Origin of the sequence: Paenibacillus sp. FSL P2-0136, assembly GCF_037975325.1 — a bacterium.
In the GTDB taxonomy this organism is placed as follows: domain Bacteria; phylum Bacillota; class Bacilli; order Paenibacillales; family Paenibacillaceae; genus Paenibacillus_AQ; species Paenibacillus_AQ silagei.
The window spans coordinates 3,817,898-3,834,472 of the sequence record NZ_CP150244.1 but is presented as its reverse complement, the minus strand read 5'-3'; the positions used below and the strand labels follow the sequence as shown (position 1 = coordinate 3,834,472).

17 protein-coding genes are annotated in these 16,575 nt (G+C 51.9%); 12 read left to right on the top strand and 5 right to left on the bottom strand.

Annotated features, from left to right (window positions below):
• The first annotated feature begins 41 nt into the window (after window positions 1-41).
• Window positions 42-1,826: an ABC transporter substrate-binding protein gene (locus NYE26_RS16015; protein ID WP_339248842.1), complete on the top strand. Its 1,785-nt coding sequence runs from the start codon at window positions 42-44 to the stop codon at window positions 1,824-1,826.
• A gap of 81 nt (window positions 1,827-1,907) precedes the next feature.
• Here NYE26_RS16015 and NYE26_RS16010 read toward each other — a convergent pair whose 3' ends face one another.
• Window positions 1,908-2,081, bottom strand: a complete 174-nt coding sequence (locus tag NYE26_RS16010; protein WP_209873793.1) for a hypothetical protein — start codon at window positions 2,079-2,081, stop codon at window positions 1,908-1,910.
• Window positions 2,082-2,203: 122 nt separating this feature from the next.
• Here NYE26_RS16010 and NYE26_RS16005 point away from each other — a divergent pair, with 122 nt between their 5' ends.
• The 4 genes from NYE26_RS16005 to NYE26_RS15990 all read left to right on the top strand — a co-directional run bounded on the left by NYE26_RS16005 (window position 2,204) and on the right by NYE26_RS15990 (window position 5,116).
• Window positions 2,204-2,557, top strand: coding sequence for a hypothetical protein (locus NYE26_RS16005; RefSeq protein WP_209873795.1), 354 nt, complete (start codon window positions 2,204-2,206; stop codon window positions 2,555-2,557).
• Window positions 2,558-2,647: 90 nt separating this feature from the next.
• Window positions 2,648-3,145: an AAA family ATPase gene (locus NYE26_RS16000; RefSeq protein WP_209873797.1), complete on the top strand. Its 498-nt coding sequence runs from the start codon at window positions 2,648-2,650 to the stop codon at window positions 3,143-3,145.
• 279 nt (window positions 3,146-3,424) lie between these two features.
• Entirely contained in the window at window positions 3,425-4,645 is a 1,221-nt protein-coding gene (locus tag NYE26_RS15995) for an aminotransferase class I/II-fold pyridoxal phosphate-dependent enzyme (protein WP_339257265.1), read from the top strand.
• A gap of 114 nt (window positions 4,646-4,759) precedes the next feature.
• Window positions 4,760-5,116 (top strand): hypothetical protein, encoded by a 357-nt coding sequence (locus NYE26_RS15990; protein WP_339257264.1) that lies wholly within the window; start codon window positions 4,760-4,762, stop codon window positions 5,114-5,116.
• Window positions 5,117-5,271: 155 nt separating this feature from the next.
• Here the strand turns inward: NYE26_RS15990 and NYE26_RS15985 are convergent, their stop codons facing one another.
• Window positions 5,272-6,222, bottom strand: coding sequence for an alpha/beta hydrolase (locus NYE26_RS15985; RefSeq protein ID WP_339257262.1), 951 nt, complete (start codon window positions 6,220-6,222; stop codon window positions 5,272-5,274).
• Window positions 6,223-6,358: 136 nt separating this feature from the next.
• Between NYE26_RS15985 and NYE26_RS15980 the strand changes: the two genes are divergently transcribed.
• Window positions 6,359-6,895, top strand: coding sequence for a sigma-70 family RNA polymerase sigma factor (locus NYE26_RS15980; protein ID WP_051478105.1), 537 nt, complete (start codon window positions 6,359-6,361; stop codon window positions 6,893-6,895).
• Complete coding sequence (locus tag NYE26_RS15975; protein ID WP_339257260.1) at window positions 6,892-8,268, top strand: DUF4179 domain-containing protein; 1,377 nt, start codon at window positions 6,892-6,894, stop codon at window positions 8,266-8,268. The genes NYE26_RS15980 and NYE26_RS15975 overlap by 4 nt, the downstream gene beginning before the upstream one ends.
• Window positions 8,269-8,272: 4 nt before the next feature.
• Here the strand turns inward: NYE26_RS15975 and NYE26_RS15970 are convergent, their stop codons facing one another.
• Window positions 8,273-8,593, bottom strand: coding sequence for a hypothetical protein (locus tag NYE26_RS15970; protein WP_339257258.1), 321 nt, complete (start codon window positions 8,591-8,593; stop codon window positions 8,273-8,275).
• Between the two features lie 127 nt (window positions 8,594-8,720).
• Window positions 8,721-9,995, bottom strand: coding sequence for an amino acid permease (locus NYE26_RS15965; protein WP_339257256.1), 1,275 nt, complete (start codon window positions 9,993-9,995; stop codon window positions 8,721-8,723).
• A gap of 120 nt (window positions 9,996-10,115) precedes the next feature.
• Between NYE26_RS15965 and NYE26_RS15960 the strand changes: the two genes are divergently transcribed.
• Window positions 10,116-11,027 carry a LysR family transcriptional regulator gene (locus NYE26_RS15960; RefSeq protein ID WP_036726540.1) on the top strand — a complete coding sequence of 304 codons (912 nt, stop codon included), beginning with the start codon at window positions 10,116-10,118 and terminating at the stop codon, window positions 11,025-11,027.
• A gap of 36 nt (window positions 11,028-11,063) precedes the next feature.
• Window positions 11,064-11,993 carry a tyrosine-type recombinase/integrase gene (locus NYE26_RS15955; RefSeq protein ID WP_051478107.1) on the top strand — a complete coding sequence of 310 codons (930 nt, stop codon included), beginning with the start codon at window positions 11,064-11,066 and terminating at the stop codon, window positions 11,991-11,993.
• 267 nt (window positions 11,994-12,260) lie between these two features.
• On the opposite strand, the gene NYE26_RS15950 is transcribed toward NYE26_RS15955, so the two are convergent.
• Window positions 12,261-13,184, bottom strand: a complete 924-nt coding sequence (locus NYE26_RS15950) for an L-lactate dehydrogenase (protein WP_036726543.1) — start codon at window positions 13,182-13,184, stop codon at window positions 12,261-12,263.
• Window positions 13,185-13,383: 199 nt separating this feature from the next.
• Here NYE26_RS15950 and NYE26_RS15945 point away from each other — a divergent pair, with 199 nt between their 5' ends.
• The 3 genes from NYE26_RS15945 to NYE26_RS15935 all read left to right on the top strand — a co-directional run bounded on the left by NYE26_RS15945 (window position 13,384) and on the right by NYE26_RS15935 (window position 16,494).
• The gene (locus tag NYE26_RS15945) at window positions 13,384-14,769 is read left to right on the top strand and encodes an amino acid permease (RefSeq protein WP_036726545.1); all 1,386 of its coding nucleotides are present in this window, start codon (window positions 13,384-13,386) and stop codon (window positions 14,767-14,769) included.
• Between the two features lie 85 nt (window positions 14,770-14,854).
• Window positions 14,855-16,102, top strand: coding sequence for a hypothetical protein (locus tag NYE26_RS15940; RefSeq protein WP_036726547.1), 1,248 nt, complete (start codon window positions 14,855-14,857; stop codon window positions 16,100-16,102).
• A gap of 215 nt (window positions 16,103-16,317) precedes the next feature.
• Window positions 16,318-16,494: a hypothetical protein gene (locus NYE26_RS15935; RefSeq protein ID WP_179090460.1), complete on the top strand. Its 177-nt coding sequence runs from the start codon at window positions 16,318-16,320 to the stop codon at window positions 16,492-16,494.
• The last annotated feature ends 81 nt before the right edge of the window (window positions 16,495-16,575 follow it).

Below are 16,575 nucleotides of genomic sequence, written 5' to 3'. Positions count from 1 at the left end.
ATTACATGTCACTTTTCACCTTTTAAAAGGAGCTTGAGAACATGGATACCAGCAGTACACATTATCTTTGTTTGACCGCAGCCCTGGCTCCGGCATATAACCTCCAGCAGCCGATTCCGGTGACGATTGAGCAGTTGACAGGTATCCTGTGCTGCACACCGCGCAATGTGAAGTTTATTCTGCGGAAGCTGGAGGAGCAGCAGCTGATTGCCTGGATACCCGGAAGAGGGAGAGGAAATCGCTCGCAGATGACTTTTTTGCGTCATATAGATGAGGTGCTGGAGGAGAGATTTCAGGAGCTCGTCAGCAAAGGCCGGATTAAGCCTGCCATCGAATTGATTGGTCAATACCCGGTTAACGAGCCGCTCAAAGAACGCCTGCTGGCGGTTCTCGATAAGCAAATGGGCTTCTGGAGAGAACCCGGCTCCATATCCGGGCAGGAGGTGCTGCGAATCTCCCGTAACCGTGCGATGGAGAAGCTGGACCCGGCCACCGTATACACCGCTTTTGAGACCTATTTGCTGGGGCATGTTTGCAGTACCCTGATTACCTATGATGCACAGAACGAGGTTTTCCTGCCGGGGCTGGCCCACACGTGGGAGGCTAACGAGAGCAGTACAAGCTACCTGTTCTATCTCCGCAAGGGGGTGCGATTCCACCACGGCCGCATGATGACTTCAAGGGATGTAAAAGAAACCCTACAGCGTCTGATCGGGCTTAAAAGTCCGGCGATCTGTCATTTTGAGGATATCATTCATGTGGAGCTGGAGGGGGACTACGTTATACGGTTCGATCTGGTGCAGCCTAATTTCTTCTTCCTGCATCTGTTCAGCTCGATCTATATGTCGATTGTTCCATACGATGTGGATTTCGCTGTGCATCCTGTCGGCACGGGGCCTTATCAGGTAGTGGATCTGAGTCAGGATGTGCTTGTACTCGGTGCCTACGATTTCTACTATGGAATACGCCCTTTGCTGGACCGGGTCGAGATCTGGTACCTGCCGCATTTGGCCTCGGGGGTACGACAATATCAGCTGACGGGTGCCAGTACCAGTCTGAACAGCTTGCCGGCAGCGGAGGACGGGAGGAGTCACAATATCGATTATCCGGCTGTCGGGTGCAGATACATTCTGTTTAATTTTAGAAAAGAAGGCGTACACCATCATCCTGCAGTCCGGCAGGCCATGCGTATCCTCTATAATCAGCTTGCCCTGATTCGTGAACTGGGAGGCAACCGGATTATGCCGGCAGACAGCTTCCTTCCCTGGCAGAGCAGCAAGTATGAGTTCGCTGAGCCGCAACTGGAGGAAGCGCGGGCGCTGCTTGAGGAAGGCGGATACAGAGCAGAGGCAGTTAAGTTGGCCTACAGGGCCTGTAAAGAGGATCAGGATGAGGCGATTTGGTTGCAGGAGCGCAGCAGGAAAATTGGATTACAGCTTGAGCTGTATCCTTTAGGGGAGTATGATCTGCTGGACTTGGTGAACCAAGCGGATCTTGTGATCTGCGAAGAAGTACTGGAGGATGACTGGCAGTGGGGGATGATTAATTATTTTCGCAATGAGTCGAATTATCTGCATCACCTGCTGCTGGACAGCCAGAAATCTGAGCTCACAGAGGTGCTGAAGCCTTTCGCCCGGCTGGCCGCCGGGGAGAGGGCAGAGATACTGGAGCTGGCCGAAGGCAAGCTGCGTGATAACGATTGGGTACTGTATGGCTGTCATATGAATAAAAAAGCGCAATTAAGTCAGAATCTGTTCGGACTCGAGCCCGGCTCCTTCGGATTTTTGGATATCTCCAAGCTGTGGGTGAAATCAGGGTTTCAGTAGGCACAAAGAAACGGTTGCTCTCCTGAAGGGGGGAGCAGGCCGTTTTTTTGTGCGTGATGCGGTTAGCGCTTAAGCCGTAGTTCAGACCGCTTGCTGCTGCTTGCCGTCACATTTTTTGCAGACCGTCAGCTTCTCACCCTCCGGGCCTTTACCGAAATACAAAAGCTTAATCCGGGTGCTTCCGCAGATCGGACAGGTGCCCCTGGCCCGGGAGGGGGTACTGTAAAGTGCTTTACCGCGCTTATTCTTGGACATGTGAATTCCCACTTTCGTCTGTAATACTCTATCCTATGCCCGGGTGGCAGCGGCGATTCGACGGAGATGCATTTTTATTGCGGCATAAAGGAATCTAATGAATTGTTTGTTTACTCTATTGTATGAATCTGGTAAAGTGGTTTTATACTATAGAGCTTGGAGGAAACGTAGTGGTAAAAGCATTGAAATGGGTAGCCTACATAACTATTGCAGCAGCCTTCATTGGGGGGATCGTAGCAGGTAATATTTTTGCACCGGAGCCGGAATTTTCATTTGATGATAAGACATTTTCCTGGGGATTCATGGTAACATTCTGGGTTAGCGGCGCAGTCTCAAGCATCTTCATACTGGGATTCGCATCCTTGCTTCAGCATGTTGAGTACATGTCCGAAAGACTGTACAATTTGGAAGAGTTAACGCGGCGGCAGAAAGAACTAACCGAACGCGGATTAACCCAGTTCTCCCAATCTTCATAGACTAATAGGAAATGCCTTGCCTTGGACTAATCCATGCAGGGCATTTTTGCTATTTAGGAGCTGCTGGTCAATTATTCGAAGGAGGGCATTATGAAAAAGCTTGTAATCGTAAACGGAACCATGGGAGTCGGAAAAAGTACGATTGTCAGTAAGCTGTATAAAGAATTAGAACATTCCGTATGGCTTGATGGAGATTGGTGCTGGTTAATGAACCCCTGGGAGGTTACCGAAGAGAACAAAACGATGGTAATGAATAACATCCATTATATGCTCAATCAGTATCTTGAGAATTCCATGTTCAAGTATGTCTTCTTCTCTTGGGTGATTCATAAGGAAAGCATATTCGATGAAATTCTTGCAGGCTTAAAAGGAAATGAATATGAGCTAATAAAAGTTACGTTAATGTGCTCTGAGGAAGAATTGATAAAGCGTATGCGTCAGGATGAGAGGAGCGAGAGTGAAATTGAAAATAGCATTAACAGGTTAGAGAATTACAAAGAAATGAATACACAAAAGCTGAATACGAACGGCAAGGAGATTGATGTCATCATAAAAGAGTTCCTACATATGATTGCTGGCGGGAATTAAAAAAGATAGCGATGAAGGCGCATAATAACATCGAAAAAACAGCGTATAACATAAATTATACGCTGTTTCACTTCAAATCGAATTTTATATCAATTCCCGCACTAGTTGTCAGCTTAAATAGAGTGATTCCGGTAGAATAATATAATAATAATGGAATTAATACCCGTGCAAAGAGTGTTGCAGAGAATTTGTCTGTTCTTTCTCCTCTTCGGAGTGTGGAACCCGTGCTATACTATCAAGTGGAAACGGCATTGAAAAACATACGCTGGAGGGAGTCCATTGATTCATAGCAGCAAGCAGCATAAATGGAGATCAGACAAACTGTCTAATCTGGGATCATCGATCTTTGCCGAGGTGGCGGCATGGAAGTCAGAAGCCCGGCAATCGGGACTGGACATCATCGATCTTGGAATTGGCAGTCCGGACCGGGCGCCTCTGCCGGAGATCCGTCAGGCATTAAGTGAAGCAGTACTGCGGGAAGACAGCTATGCCTATCCGTCATCCAAGGGGAGTACAGCGCTGCGCAATCAGGCGGCGAGATGGATGCAGTGGCGATTTGGCGCAGAGGTTGATCCGGAGGAGGAAATTGTGTCCCTGATGGGTTCGCAGGACGGGTTGGCGCATCTGGCCCTGGCCATCTGCAATCCCGGTGATCTGGCGATTGTACCTGACCCTGGTTATCCCATCTATTCAGGAGCGCTCGCAATAGCGGGGGTTAGGTCTTGGCCGCTGCCGCTCCTAGAGGAGAATGCGTTCCGGACGGATCTGGAGAGTATTCCCGATGAGGTCTGGCGGGAAGCATCTTTTATCCTGCTCAGCTTTCCCGGCAATCCGATTTCGGTTACTGTAGATCTGGCTTATATGGAGCGGCTCGTGGAGCTTGCCCGTAAGTGGGAGGTGCTGGTCGTGCATGATCTGGCGTATTCAGAGATGGGCTTCGATGGATACCGGCCGATCAGCATCTTCCAGGTACCGGGGGCGCGGGATATCGCCGTTGAATTTCATTCCTTCTCCAAAAGCTTCAACATGGCCGGATGCCGCATCGGCTTCATGACGGGCAATGCGCAGGCCGTCGGGGCGCTGCGGGAGCTGAAAAGCAATGTCGATTACGGTGTCTTCGAGCCGATTCAAGAAGCTGCGATTGTGGCGTTGGAGCAGGCGATGGACTCCGGGCCGGACCAAGGAGTGGCTGCGCTGTATGAGCGGCGGCGGAACCTTGTGGTAGAAGCGCTGCATCTTGAAGGGTGGGCGGTCCCCTCGCCGGAAGCTACTATGTTTATTTGGGCAAGGCTGCCGGATGCCTATGGGAGTAAGGGTGAAGCCGGAAGCTCGCGCCGCTTCGCGCATGACCTGCTGCTGAGAACCGGAGTAGCGGTTATTCCGGGAGATGCTTTTGGCAGCCAGGGGGAAGGGTATGTGCGAATTGCACTGGTAGAGGAGGAAGAACGTCTGCTGGAAGCCGCCCGGAGGATCGGGGAGTTTCTGCGTTCGGGGAGATGAGGATGTGAGATATGACATTGAGTAACATAATCAACATTATGTTAACTTGTATAATTCGCTGATCTGAATTCGGGGTAATAAGGATCAACTACAGATTTTCAGGAGGTTGACCTTATGGGATTTAACATTGGAGGATTAGGCGATAAAATACAAGGAGTAGTCGGTTCCCTCAAAGAAGGCCGGGCCTACGAGCTGCTGCAGAAATTACCGCTAAACAAGCTGCCTGTCGAGCAACTTCTGCAGAAGCTGCCGCTGGAGCAACTGCTATCGAGTTCTTTTCTGCAAAAGTTCACTCCCTTCGAGTCCTTGAAGGATCTGCTGCAAAAAGGAGGATTCTCTGCCGGATCAGCAGAGGAGATAAAATCGCTCCCGTCGGATCAGCTCGATGAGCATGTAGCGAAGACGACTTCCTTTGGTTCACTGAAGGATATGCTGATCAAAGCAGCGGAGTTCTATTCCCAGCGGAAATAGACGGACCGGAGGTTGCTTCGAAGCAGGTAGTCTAAACCGCACTGCTGCCGGTTCCGGCAACCTCATATCCGGCAACCTCATAAATGTAAACAAGCCCGCACTGGAATTCTCCGGTACGGGCTTGCTTTATTTTTACATAGTTATATTCTAGTGACTTAGTCCTTCAACCATGCCGTTGCCAGCAGCAAAGCTCCTTGGTTAGCCTTAGTGTCTGCCAGCGCGTTCAGCATCACGAAATCGTGGATAATGCCCTGGAAGCGCACAGCCGTAACGGGAACGCCTGCTTCGCGAAGCTTATTCGCATAGGCCTCCCCTTCATCACGAAGCACATCGGCTTCACCGGTGATAATCAAGGCTTCCGGCAGACCGCTAAGCTGGTCCAGACTGGCCCGTAGCGGAGAGGCCGTAATCTGTGCCCGCTCCTCAGGATCGGTGGTATATTGATCCCAGAACCATTTCATGCCTTCGCGCTGGAGGAAATATCCTTCTGCGAACTGATGATACGATTCGGTATCGAAGGAAGCATCTGTAACCGGATAGAAAAGCAATTGCTTAGAGATGGCCGGACCGCTGCGTTCTTTGGCCATCAGGGTGATGGCAGCAGTCATGTTACCGCCGACACTGTCCCCGGCGACACTCAGCCTGGAAGCATCCAGTCCGTACGTGGATCCTTCACTAGCAATCCATTTCAGGACTGCGTAGATTTCTTCAATGGCCGTAGGATATTTGGCTTCCGGGGACAGGCTGTATTCCGGGAATACCACGGCGGCGCCCGTACCCACAGTCAGCTCGCGGATGAGCCGGTCATGCGTGTGACTGTTGCCGAATACCCAGCCTGCTCCATGAATGTAGAGAATGACCGGCAAGGAAGTACCGGAGGTGCCTACCGGACGGACAATGCGGACCTTCACTTCACCGCCGGGGCCGCCGGTTACGGTCAGATCCTGAAGATCTGCCTCGGGTTTTTCGATATCGCCAGCTTGGACGGTGTTGACCGTTTCGCGGCCTTTTTCCGGACCCAGATCGGGCAGGAAGGGAGGCTTGGCATTATCATCGGCGAATTTCTGAGCTGCAGGTTCAAGAATCACTCTTTTATGATCAGACATAGGTTACAGTCTCCTTCTTCTAGCAGATTAGGTCATGCTCTCCTCATCCATAACCGCCTGACAAGTTTCTGAAACGTAAAGCGAACGGATCGCCCGGGTCAAAGCGTATATCAAGTAGAGAAAGGGGGAGCGAGCGTTGAAGGATTATCCCATCACAGAACAACAGGCCAAGGACATGTTTGAAGCACACTCCGCTTATATTTATGGCATTGCCCTTATGATGACCAAGCAGCGGGTGCTGGCCGATGATATTACCCAGGAGACTTTTCTGCGTGCCTTTGCAAAATATCATTTATATGATCCCTCCAGGCCGCTTCGGCCTTGGCTGTACCGGATTGCCGTCAATACGTCCCGTAATCTGTTACGCAGGAAGACCTGGATACAACTGCTGGCGGGCGTTCCTATAGAGGGAAAAGAGCACTCCGCCGAGAGCATCGCTCTGCATAGTGAGAATCAGCTGGAATTATGGCAGGCGGTCAGTCATCTATCCGCGAAGCTGCGCGAAGTGATCTCCCTGCACTATTATGCCGGATTATCGCTTCCCGAAACCGCAGAGGTATTAAGTATTCCGCTGGGAACCTGCAAATCCAGGCTTCATGCGGCACTGCGCAAGCTGAGAGAATGCGGCGAACTTGACCCCGGTGTGCTGATGATGAAGGAGGGGCTTAAATGACGACAGCGAAGGACAGGCTGGATGTTGAATCCGAAGTATTATCCGCTCATTTACAGAAGGAAGCAGAACACATCATACACAGTATGCCTTCTTCTGTTGATTTTGATCAACTGTGGCAGCTGCATACTGGAGGAGTAGCACAAGATAGAAGGGATAGACGTCAGGCGTCACTGTTCAGGAAGTGGGTCATCGGCGTCACAGCTGCGCTGGCTGTTACAGCCGGATCCATTACCGGGATCGGATTCATTTCGCCTCCGGTTGCTGAAGCGCTGCGTGTCATTCCGTTCTTCGATTATTTGTATGCCAAAGGTGGGGATCGAGAAGAATTGAAGCCCATTGAAGAGAAGCATCTCAGTAATCCGGCAGGTGCACTAATTACCGATAAAGGCATTACCTTCAATCTGGTAGAGGAATACTATGATGGTATTTCATTGGTGATTAATTATGAGGTGACCTACCCATCATCCTCAGCGCCTATTACCGGCAAGGAAGCGGCCGTCTTCTATAAGCTTAATTTCGAAGGGCATGATCCGCAAAGAATCTCGACCCATGATTTCACGATTACAGGAGATCATACCTTCGTAGGTACAACCCGTCTAAGCTTTGGGGACAAGGATCTGCCGGATCAGCTTAGGCTGAATATGAGTATCGACTGCATAGGGACGACGAGGGGCAACTGGGATGTATCTGTCATGCTGGATAGAGGGAAGAGTGCCGCGCTACGCACAACGGTCTATCCCAAGAATTTGGATTTCAGGTATGATAACTCACTATATACTGTAGACAAGCTAACATTGGGGCCTTTAACTTCGCAAGTTATTCTGATGAAAAGTTATCCTCATGATTGGCTTAATGTAATGCTTGAAGATGATATTGGAACCTTGTATACGAATAAAGGAGGAGATGGAGCTACTGATGAGTATTATTATTTCAACTTCTCACCGCTTACAGTGTTTAATCCCAAACCGGAATATATGACACTGATCGTCTATGAGACACTAGAAAATGCGCAGATTAAATCACATGAAGATCTTCAACGCTTAAGTGGTTCGCTCCCGCTGACTCTAAAGGGGAATGAGGGAGGAACGGTTACGGTTACGGCAGTTGATTTTGAGGAAAAGCAGACGGTTGTATATTACGAGGTCAGTCAGGTGATGAGCCAGTTAACTGAGCTAACCTTACTGCAAGGACAAGGTGAGCCGATCACACAAACAGGACAGCGGGTTCGGATTAGCCGGGACAAACTGGCATTTAAACTGATTTTCCCGCCCGTGCAGCCTTCAGATCAGCTTGAGATTAGGGCCCGGTACTTCTCCTATCCAGAGGATATACAGCAATTCCGTCTGCGGATTCCGGTTCAGTGGACCAAATAGTTGCTTAACTACAACGCTTATAAAAGAAAGGCCGCGCCTGTCCTGTTATGGATGGCGTGGCCTGTTTGCGGTTGTAGAGGAATTTTACGAACACAATGGGCAGTGCGGAGGCGTGCAGGCCAAAGGGCTGGAAGCACAGCCCACAGGTTATTTTGTTTAATGCACTTAAAGAAATAACGAAAAGCAAAAAGAAGCGGAGGGGAAAATTGGAACTGGAGGAGCGAATGCGTCCGCCTGAAAGCTTTCCGTAGGAAAGCTCGCTATCTACAGCATAGGCTTGGTTTGGATTTCTACCGCGAAGAGCGGTTATAATCAGGAAATCCAAATACAACAGCGGCCGGAGGGCCAAATGTTCACCGCAGCGACGACCAAGCTTTGAGGCCAGCTCTTAAGTATGTGCATTGATAGTACCATCGAGTTCAATCCTTAAGTGTGTAACAGTAAAATCCCCCTCACCGCTCACCCACACGCCTAGCCCCGGATCTCCAATAGTCCACCCCGGCAAACGCCGCCGTAATCAACAGCGGGTAGAGAATCGCCCAGCCTGTGAACGGGAACACGGCAAGTGTGGCGGCGAAGGAAATGACGCTGATCGTTACGCCTGCACGGCTGCCGCGCAAGAGGCGGATTCCGGCGGCACAACCCCCAATATAGGTAAGAATGAAGGTGGCGTTGGGGAAGGTGATCAGTGTGGTTATCGAGAGCGCCCCGCTGCCGTAGAGCGATAATATCAAGGTGAAGCAGAGCGCCAGGAAGCCGATGGCCCCCACAGGCGTCTGATAACGATCGGATATAAGGCCCATCCAGCCCGGAGCATAGCCTTGCCGGGACAAGGCATACGCCACGCGTGAAGCCGCACCTGCATAGGCAATGATCGTCGCCGTGCAGATGAAGAGGCCGGTAAGTCCGGCGATGAAGCCTCCCCATGCCCCCAGCGGCTGGCTGATGATCCATAGCAGGGAGCTATCTGCCCCGCCGTGCAGATAGCTCTGCGTACCTACGGTAGCAAGTGCCGAGAGGAAATACAGGACACCGACAATGATGGCCGCGAGGGTCACACCCGTAACCGCAGCCCGCTCAGGTTCCTTGAACTCTTCCGACAGATGCGAGACTGCTTCCCAGCCGATGAAGCACCAGAAGAGGATCGCCGCCGCCTGCCCGACACTCATCCAGCCATGCGGCGCAAACGGAGTGAAGTGAGCACGCTCCATCCTTGGAAGCGCAGCGGCAAAAGAGAAGACCAGTACGGCAACAATAGCGATCACCACAGCAATTTGCACTTTACCGGCGACCTGCATGCCGATCCAGTTCGTTAGGAGTCCAATGACCAGCATCCCGGCGGCAAGGGCGATTCTGGCCGGATCGCCCCAGCCCATCGCTGCGGTCATGTATCCTGCACCGGTCAATGCGGCGACTGGCGCACCGATCGGAACGGACAGCAGGAAGAACCAGCCGACAAGGGCCCCGGCCTTCGGCCCGAAGGCTAGAGTAACGAAGTGGGAGACGCCCCCGGCGTTAGGGAACTTGGCAGAGAGCAGGCCCATGGATAAGGCAAGCGGAAGAATGAGCAGGGTCATGAAGCCCCAGGCCAGCAGCGAAGCCGGGCCAGCCATCTCGGCTGCGAGTCCGGGGACAATTAATACCCCCGAACCGAGGACAGCCCCGATGTATAAGGCAACGGCCTGAGGCATGCCGATGGTACGTTGTAACGAGGTGTGTTTCTTCATATGTATAATCCCGCTTTCCTTGTATTTAGTTATAGAGTATCAGATAATAGATCCATTGGAAAAACGGAATTATCAAATAACATCCATTCAAAAAACCGATGGATCAAAGGAAGGTCCGCTATGGAATCGAAGCATCTGTTCACCTTTCTCGTTGTGGTAGAGACCGGCAGCTTCACCCGCGCTGCGCAGAAGCTGGATTATGCCCAGTCCAGTATTACCGCACAGATTCAGGCTCTGGAAGCAGAGCTGGGGCAACCCCTGTTCGACCGGATCAGCAAAAAGATTATGCTTACCGATGCAGGCCGCCGCCTGCTGCCCTATGCCCAGGAAATCTCCAAGATGCACACGATGGCTGAGAATGCCCTCCGGTCTGAGACCGAAATCGCCGGTTCGCTGCGGATCGGCGCACCGGAATCCCTGGCGGCCTTCCGGCTTCCCGGAATTATCAAGGATTTTCGCAGCCGTTATCCGCAGGTGCAGATTACCCTTAAGCCGGGGGCCTGCTGGGAGCTGACCGAATTCATCCGCTCCGGGGAGCTGGATCTGGCCTTCCTGCTGCAGCCGGAAACGGAGTATAAGGATATATACTGTGAGACGCTGATTCATGAAGCTATGGCTCTGGTGGCGCCGCTGGATCATCCACTGCTGGAGCTTGCTGAAGTGGAGCCGCATCAGCTGAAGAACGTAACGATTCTGCATACCGAAGCGGGCTGCACCTACCGCACCTTGTTTGAACGTCATCTGAACAGCCACGGTGTCTTTCCTGATCCGAATCTGGAGTTCTGGAGCATTGAAGCGATCAAGCAGTGCGTGATGGCCGGACTCGGTCTCTCTTTTCTGCCGCAGATTACGGTGAAGCGCGAGCTGGCGGAAGGCAAGCTGGGCCGGCTGAACTGGAATGACCAGTCGCAGCGGGTGGCCACCCAGATCGCTTACCATAACAAGAAATGGAAGTCTCCTGCGCTCAGCGAATTCCTCAGAATGGTAGAGAAGCATGCTGCCGGATGGAGGGAAGCTACTGCGGAGGAATGATATAATAGTTGTACTTAACGAGGGAGGGAACAGATCATGAATGAGCTGGAACGAACATACGAAGAAGAGCTGGAGGCCTTCCTGATCTGGATGAAGGATGCCGGTTATACAGCACATACCCAGAAATCCTACCTTGCGGATGTGCGGGAATTCCTGGACCATCTGAACGGCAAGGAGCTGGGAACGGTTAAGAAGCTGCATGTGGTGTCCTATCTGACCTCGGTCCGTGAGCGGGGAGTCAGCGATGCCACCCGTAACCGTAAGCATGCCTCGGTTAACTGTCTGTTCAAGGCACTGTCCGAGCTGGAGCTGTTATCTATTAATCCGGCGGCAGGGATCAAGAAATCCAAGACCGACAAAAACCGTGAGCCGGTCTATCTGGAGGAGAAAGAGCTGGAGCGGTTCCTCTCAGCGGTGGACGGCAAGTACAGAAGCCGCAATCTGGCGGTCTTCCTGCTTATGTCCTATATGGGGCTGCGGGTAGGGGAAGTACATACGCTGAATCTGAGTGATTATAATGTAGACCGACGCACTCTGCGGGTCTTCGGCAAAGGGCGCAAATGGCGGGGCATACCGGTTCCGGAGGATGTAGCCCCGTATCTCGATCAGGCGATTGCGGACCGGCTGGTCCCTTGGCGCAGCAAAGAAGAGGCCATGTTCATCTCGCAGAAGGGCCGCAGATTGTCGATCCGGGGAATTCAGGGCATTGCTGCGGATACCTTCAGCCGCTTCCAGAGTGAGCTGCCCTCTTCCCAGCAGCGTGCCTATTCGAGCCATAAGCTGCGGCATTCGTTCGCCACTATGCTGCTGCGCAAGGGCGCGGATCTGCGGACGGTGCAGGAGCTGCTGGGTCACTCTTCCATTCAGACAACTACAGTCTATACCCATATCACGAGCCGGGAGAAGGAAGAGGCGATGTCCCGACTGCAAATCAGCAGCGCTGATAAGCTGAGTGGTAGCCTGTAATCGAACTGTCTAGCATTATTATCACTTGAACTATGAATTTTTGTTCATATCCTAACGCATAAATTACATGCAATGTGCATTTTAATGATGACAACTTGTCTATGAATTGCTACCATGAGAAAGGGAAAAACGGAGATGAGAAATCAACCGCATAATTCGCTTTAGTCGCTTAACGCGTCTTCGCGGCTTGTAAATGCTTGGATGCTTAGATTTCAAAAAAAGGCCGCCAATCCCTGCGGATTGGCGGCCGGCTCGTTCCGGCTGGAATTATAGCTCCAGCTTGGTAATTTCACTCTTGAGCTTGTCAGCGGACTGCTGGAATAAGCTCTGTTCTTCTTCGCTGAGCGGAAGATCAAGCACCTCACGCACACCGGAGCGGTCCACAACACACGGAGCGCCGAGGAACACATCGGAGACGCCGTTGTAATTGTTCAGTAGTGTAGATACATTCAGAACGGAGCCTTCATTGTTCAGGATGGACGCTACAATGCGGTCCAGTGCAAGCGCGATGGCGTAGGAGGTCGATCCCTTGGCATCGATAATCTCGTAAGCGGCATTCTTCGTATCCTCGAAGATTTCTTTGCGTTCGGCTTCATCGAAGCCCAGATCAATCCCGGCGACATTGGCGAGACTCCAGACCGGCAGCTCGGAATCGCCATGCTCCCCGATGATCTGTCCATGGATGCTGCGCGGGTCAATCTCCTTGTGCTTCCCGATCAGGTAACGGAAGCGGGCGCTGTCCAGTACCGTTCCTGAGCCGATAACCCGTCTGCGGTCAAAGCCGCTGATCTTCAGGGTGGCGTATGCCAGGATATCGACCGGGTTGGTCGCAATCAGCAGGATCGCGTGCTGGTTGTATTTCGTGATTTTCTGGATGATATCTTTGAAGATCGAGATGTTCTTGCGGAGCAGGTCGATCCGGGTTTCACCAGGCTTCTGGGAGGCTCCGGCAGTGACGATAATAATGTCGGCTTCGCGGCAATCCTCATAGGTACCGGCCCAAAGCTTCACGCCTCCTACAAAAGGCATACCATGGTTCATATCCAGCGCTTCACCAAGCGCCTTCTGGTGGTTCACATCGATCAGTACAAGCTCGGGCATGCGCTTACGCAGCAGCAGCGTATAGGCTGTAGTGGTTCCGACTGCACCGGTACCGATGACTACAACACGATTGGGCTTAAATGGGGCCATGTCAAATCTCCTCCAGCATTTGTATTTTGGTAGTATAAGGAAGGCAGAGCCATTCCACTTGCTGTCCAATCTTATCCATCATAATCGCTAGGGATAGTGTTTTCAAGCTATCCGTTTTTCATCCATTACCCGTAATAGGGTAAGCTAACAACGATTTTTCTGTTATCCACTCAACCACTTGACAGGAGCGAACTGAAGTATGGATTTATTCCGCAAAAAACCGCTGGCCATTCCCCAGAATGCCGGAGCGGAGAAGCTTAGCAAGACACTGGGTGCCTTAGATTTGACGATGCTTGGGGTAGGAGCCATTATCGGCACCGGGATCTTTGTTATGACGGGGGTGGCTGCTGCGGAGCATGCCGGCCCGGGACTGGTTCTGTCCTTCATCATCGCGGGGATTGCCTGTGTGCTATCCGCCTTGTGCTATTCCGAATTTGCTTCGACCCTGCCGGTATCCGGCAGCGCCTATGCCTATAGCTATGTCGCCTTCGGCGAATTGCTGGCCTGGGTGCTCGGCTGGGATCTTGTACTGGAATACGGGGTTGCCGCCGCAGCGGTAAGCAGCGGATGGTCCGGTTATTTCCAGGGTCTGCTGGAGGGCTTCGGGATACATTTGCCCACAGCTTTGTCTGGAGCGTATAATGCGGATAAGGGAACATTCATCAATCTGCCTGCCGTCATCATTATCCTGCTGATCTCCTATCTGCTGACACGGGGGGTCAAGGAGACCGCCCGCTTCAACGCAGTGATGGTCGCAATTAAGATCTCCGTGGTGCTGCTGTTCATCATCACCGGTATTTTCTATGTGAAGCCGGAGAACTGGACGCCCTTCCTGCCGTTCGGGATTCATGGCGTGATGAACGGCGCGGCCACTGTATTTTTTGCTTATATCGGCTTTGATGCCATTTCAACCGCGGCAGAAGAAGTGAAGCGTCCGCAGCGCGATCTTCCAATCGGGATTATCTCATCCCTTGCGATCTGTACAGTCTTATATATCGCCGTATCCTTGGTCCTGACGGGCATTGTGCCTTATCAGAGCCTGAATGTCAGCGATCCGGTATCCTTTGCGCTGCGGTTCGTGGGCCAGAATATGATTGCCGGACTGATCTCCATCGGGGCGATTGCCGGAATGACAACCGTTCTGCTGGTTATGCTGTTCGGCCAGACCCGCTTGCTGTTCGCTATCTCGCGTGACGGGCTGCTGCCGAAGAGCTTGTCCAAGGTTAGCGCCAAGACGCATACCCCGGTGCGCAGCACCTGGATGGTGGGCAGCCTGATCGCTGTGCTTACCGGCTTTGTACCTCTGGACAGGCTGGCGAATCTGACGAGTATCGGCACTTTATTTGCCTTCCTGGTTGTGTCTCTCGGGGTCATTATGCTCCGCCGGACGAAGACAGATCTCCGCAGAGGCTTCCGGGTTCCTTGGGTTCCGCTGGTTCCTCTCCTTAGTGCGGCAGCCTGCGGCTATTTAATGTATAATCTCGGCAGAGAGACCTGGATTGGCTTCATCATCTGGGTTGCGTTCGGACTGGTGATTTACTCATTGTACGGCTACAAACGCAGTAATCTGAATACGAAGAAATAATCTTTTAAATACTCATTAATGTAGAAAAGGAGAGAGAGCATTGTCAGCCAAAGCTTCATGTTCCAAGGTTCTAAGAGTGGCGTTGATGCTTCTTATGACTCTGCTGATTCTCTCAGCTTGCTCGTCCGCCCCACCGCCGGAGGCAACCCGGCCTCCTCAGCCGACTGAAGCGCCGGAAGAAGGGCAGATGATTACAGTCATTACCCCGGATAACAAGAATGTCGAACCCGAAAATGCAAAGAAATACCAGATTCAGACGCGGCTGACCGATTTCCGGCTGCTCAACCCCTCTGCAGGACTAGCCTGGGGGGTAACGCGCAATGAGCTTCGAATGTACATGACGCTGAATAACGGCAAGACCTGGGCGAATATCTCTCCAGCTACGAATGTACAATTTCTAAGCAATCCGGTCTACGGCAAAGAGATTTTCTTCACCGACCCCGAGCATGGCTGGATCATCCGCAGCTCGTTCGGCTCCACTGAGACCGTGGTGCTGCGTACCACAGACGGTGGACACAGCTGGCAGATCTCAGCGTTCCCCGATTCCAACAAGCTGTCCTCCATCTATTTCAGCTCCAGCCGCAGCGGCTGGCTGATGACCAAGTGGGATGCAAGTGCGACCAAAGAGAGCAAAGCCTTGTATGCTACTAAGGATGGCGGAGCTACCTGGAATCTGGTGATGCAGAATGAGCAGTATAATCCGAATCTGCCGACTAGTTCCATTCCGCATGCGGGGGTAACGACCGGGATGATCTTTGGTGACGAGAGCCGGGGGTTTGTTATGCTGCAGACCGGCGCTCTGCCCAAGATTTATATGACCAGGGACGGAGGAGCGACCTGGGTATCGGGTTCGGAATTCCTGGTCAATGATAGCTTTGCCGGATGTGACCGGGTGGTTACCGGTGTTCCTGAATTCTTCGGGGAGAATGCGTCGGGAGGCTGGATGCCGGTCGGCTGTCAGAGGGAAAAGGAAGGCAGCATGACCTATAACGGCTATTTTACCGCCAATGGGGGAGAGAACTGGAAATTCACCACTTTCGGGCGGCCGGCGCTATCCGGCATGAACCGCAATGTGGCCCCCGACTTCCTGAATGCCATGACAGGCTGGTCGCTGGAAGGTAATCTGCTCTATAAGACGGTGGACCAGGGAGTGACCTGGACAGCCCTCCCGGCCAGCACGGTGCTGCAGTCCAAGCTCCTGGAGTATCCGGAGGTAGTGAAGCTGCAGTTCATTTCAAATGATGTCGGCTGGCTGCTGATCTCGAAGGAGGAGGACCGCAAGTCGATCCTGCTTCAGACCACTAACGGCGGCGAGAGCTGGCGTGTAATGTAATACTGTACAAGAGGGTGCCCGTTCTGACGGACACCCTCTTTTTTACATTAAATCCGCTTAAAGGCCTCTACAATATAAGGAAAAATCTTATTTAAAATTTTCTTTAAAAGTGTGAAAAAAATCACATGACAAACTTTGAATCCTGTGATATATTTAACACATAGAGAACAAGTTACTTTTTTCACAAACTTCCAACCCGAAGAGGAGAGATTACAATGACAACTTTTGAAACGGATTATATGACTAGAAACCTGATGCAATTGTGCTACAACTGCGATGACGCTCACTTGTGCCAGACTGAAGAACAATGCAAAGCCTGCTGGGCAGAGAACGGCATGATGCCGGAAGAAACGAACGAAACCAGACAACTGTTAGACCTCGTACATGCTTAATCTAACCGCCACTCGGGTATTATAGAAGGCCATTTGAGTTCCCGGCAGTACCGGAGCCTGAATGGTCTTTTTGCCGTTTCT

Coding starts and splice junctions, on each gene's coding strand:
- NYE26_RS16015 (WP_339248842.1), top strand. CDS start 42: ATGGATACCAGCAGTACACATTATCTTTGTTTGACCGCAGCCCTGGCT.
- NYE26_RS16010 (WP_209873793.1), bottom strand. CDS start 2,081: ATGTCCAAGAATAAGCGCGGTAAAGCACTTTACAGTACCCCCTCCCGG.
- NYE26_RS16005 (WP_209873795.1), top strand. CDS start 2,204: ATGAATCTGGTAAAGTGGTTTTATACTATAGAGCTTGGAGGAAACGTA.
- NYE26_RS16000 (WP_209873797.1), top strand. CDS start 2,648: ATGAAAAAGCTTGTAATCGTAAACGGAACCATGGGAGTCGGAAAAAGT.
- NYE26_RS15990 (WP_339257264.1), top strand. CDS start 4,760: ATGGGATTTAACATTGGAGGATTAGGCGATAAAATACAAGGAGTAGTC.
- NYE26_RS15985 (WP_339257262.1), bottom strand. CDS start 6,222: ATGTCTGATCATAAAAGAGTGATTCTTGAACCTGCAGCTCAGAAATTC.
- NYE26_RS15975 (WP_339257260.1), top strand. CDS start 6,892: ATGACGACAGCGAAGGACAGGCTGGATGTTGAATCCGAAGTATTATCC.
- NYE26_RS15965 (WP_339257256.1), bottom strand. CDS start 9,995: ATGAAGAAACACACCTCGTTACAACGTACCATCGGCATGCCTCAGGCC.
- NYE26_RS15960 (WP_036726540.1), top strand. CDS start 10,116: ATGGAATCGAAGCATCTGTTCACCTTTCTCGTTGTGGTAGAGACCGGC.
- NYE26_RS15955 (WP_051478107.1), top strand. CDS start 11,064: ATGAATGAGCTGGAACGAACATACGAAGAAGAGCTGGAGGCCTTCCTG.
- NYE26_RS15950 (WP_036726543.1), bottom strand. CDS start 13,184: ATGGCCCCATTTAAGCCCAATCGTGTTGTAGTCATCGGTACCGGTGCA.
- NYE26_RS15945 (WP_036726545.1), top strand. CDS start 13,384: ATGGATTTATTCCGCAAAAAACCGCTGGCCATTCCCCAGAATGCCGGA.
- NYE26_RS15940 (WP_036726547.1), top strand. CDS start 14,855: ATGCTTCTTATGACTCTGCTGATTCTCTCAGCTTGCTCGTCCGCCCCA.
- NYE26_RS15935 (WP_179090460.1), top strand. CDS start 16,318: ATGACAACTTTTGAAACGGATTATATGACTAGAAACCTGATGCAATTG.